Raw genomic sequence first — 2,038 nt, forward strand, 5'->3', positions numbered from 1 at the left:
TGAAGTGATTTGGGACCTGCTCCTGAAAGCCGATCCCGAGGGGCCCTCCCTCATCGCTGTCACAGCTTGTGCTCACAGATTATCAGATCATCACGATCATCCTTTCTGTGTGCTTCTGCAGCACACTATCGTCGGCGTGGATGCGTTCCGCGCTCATGACGTGGATCCGGATGGCCTCAATAATGGGATCGAGTGCTACCACGCAGGCGCCGACCCGATCCGCCAGGGTCGAGACGTCGATCTCGATCCCTTCGCGGGCATAGGTCTTGCTCTGCCGGTTCAACGGCTGATGCAGTAGGAACTTGTTGACCAGCACCATCGCCAGCAGGCTCGGCCCGGCGAAGCCTCGCGGGATCGGATGGGAGGGCGCCGGCGCCTCTGTGATCGCCTCGCAATCTCGGCAGGAGAACTTTTCGCGGACATGCTCGATAATCTTCCAGCGCCGCGGCTCGCATTCCAGGGTCTTCGACACCACCTCGCCGAGCTTGTGCAGCCGTTCACTGCCGCACTTGCCACACGCGCAAGGCATGGGTTCGACGATACGTTCGACCGGCAGGTTATCCGGTAGGGGGCGTCGCGGCGGCCGTGGATTTTGCGCGCGCTTCTGTTTGGCGGCTTCTGGCGCTGCGAACTCGGCTTTGGTTTCCTGCTCCGCCTGAGTCTCTTCAAGATCTTCGATGGCGAGTTCGAGCTGCTCGACCAGCAGCTTGCCGCGTTCAGAAGATTGCCCGAACTGCTCGCGCCGTGCCTTGGCCAGCATCAGCTTCAGCCGCTCGATTTCCAGCCGGCCGACGGTCACTTCGCTCTTCGCCAGCGTCAACTGTTCGCGCTGCGCAATGATCATCGCATGCGCAGCGGCAAGGTCGGCGGGAAGTGCATCGGCGGGCGTCGTCACGAGGACGATCAACCATATTCGCCGCAAAAAATCCCGCTGGATTCCTGCCGTGAGTCAAAGAGACACAGCTTAACCGGAAGCCTGTGGACGCCAGGTTGCCTGCGGCATCCGCCAGTCAATTCCGGACAGGAGATAGGATAGTTGCGCAACGCTGATCGTCACAACGCCGTCCGCCAGCGATGGCCACAAAAAGCGGCCGCGCTCCAACCGTTTCGCGAACAGACACGCGCCCTGGCCATCATGCCAAATAATCTTGATCAGGTCGCCGCGACGGCTCCTAAAAACGTAAAGATCACCAGTGTGCGGATCACGCTTCAAGCTCTCCTGAACCAGACGCGCAAGGCTCGGGAATCCTCGGCGCATATCTGTATGGCCGGTCGCAAGCCACACCCGCACATTACCCGGTATGGCAATCATCGGCGTTCAAGCACCTCGAGGACCCGCGCCAGCGCTTCCGGATCGACGTGCGCATCCACTCGGATGCGTCGCCGGTTGCCAAGATCGATCTCGATTAACCCAATACGCGCGGCCGCCACGGAGCGCACTCGGCCGTCACCCGCAGGCAAAAGCTTCGGAGTTTCCTCCACTTCCGTAGCGACGATCTGCACCGGCGCAAAAGATGGTACAACCTGCTCTGATGTCCGTGCTTGTCGACGCCAGGTAAACACTAGGCTGGCCGCTACTCCGTTGCGACGCGCAACCTCCGTCACCTTCGCGCCCGGCGCCAACGTCTCCTCAACAATCCGCGCCTTGTCATCCTGCGACCAGCGCCGCCGCCGCTCCAGTCCGCCCAAAACCTCGACCCGCATCGCCTGATGACCTTAAAGCTAGACTTAAGGTCACACGCTTCGCGAATTACCACGCGTCACGCAAGACGGCGCCTGTCGGATGCGTACCAAACGATAAGCTCATGCTCCGCTCAAACTCACTCTGCCTGGATCTGTAACAGCAGCTGGTCGGGATCTATGGTCGAGGCGAGGCGCTTTGGGTCTCAGCTGTGCTTGGTTCAAGATCGGAGAGCTATGGCGGAATCTGGGTGATGACGGCCTGAGAAGGGCGGCGTATCGAGGCGGGTAACCAGCCAGCCAGAACCTCACATGGGATGGTTCGTGTCAAGGCCATCAATCGCAATGCATCAGCAGT

2 protein-coding genes and 1 pseudogene are annotated in these 2,038 nt (G+C 60.5%); all 3 read right to left on the reverse strand.

Features of this window, described 5'->3' with window-relative positions:
- Window positions 1-118 precede the first annotated feature (118 nt).
- A pseudogene (locus tag ACZYOF_RS43530) lies at window positions 119-844 on the reverse strand (IS66 family transposase); the annotation flags it as partial.
- Between the two features lie 120 nt (window positions 845-964).
- Window positions 965-1,312 carry an IS66 family insertion sequence element accessory protein TnpB gene (tnpB, locus tag ACZYOF_RS43535; protein WP_463719562.1) on the reverse strand — a complete coding sequence of 116 codons (348 nt, stop codon included), beginning with the start codon at window positions 1,310-1,312 and terminating at the stop codon, window positions 965-967.
- Window positions 1,309-1,704: an IS66-like element accessory protein TnpA gene (gene tnpA, locus ACZYOF_RS43540; RefSeq protein WP_028169424.1), complete on the reverse strand. Its 396-nt coding sequence runs from the start codon at window positions 1,702-1,704 to the stop codon at window positions 1,309-1,311. Before tnpA ends, tnpB begins: the two co-directional genes overlap by 4 nt.
- Between the last annotated feature and the right edge of the window lie 334 nt (window positions 1,705-2,038).

It is taken from the genome of Bradyrhizobium sp. LeoA1Lang (assembly GCF_055413685.1).

Coding starts and splice junctions, on each gene's coding strand:
- tnpB (WP_463719562.1), bottom strand. CDS start 1,312: ATGATTGCCATACCGGGTAATGTGCGGGTGTGGCTTGCGACCGGCCAT.
- tnpA (WP_028169424.1), bottom strand. CDS start 1,704: ATGCGGGTCGAGGTTTTGGGCGGACTGGAGCGGCGGCGGCGCTGGTCG.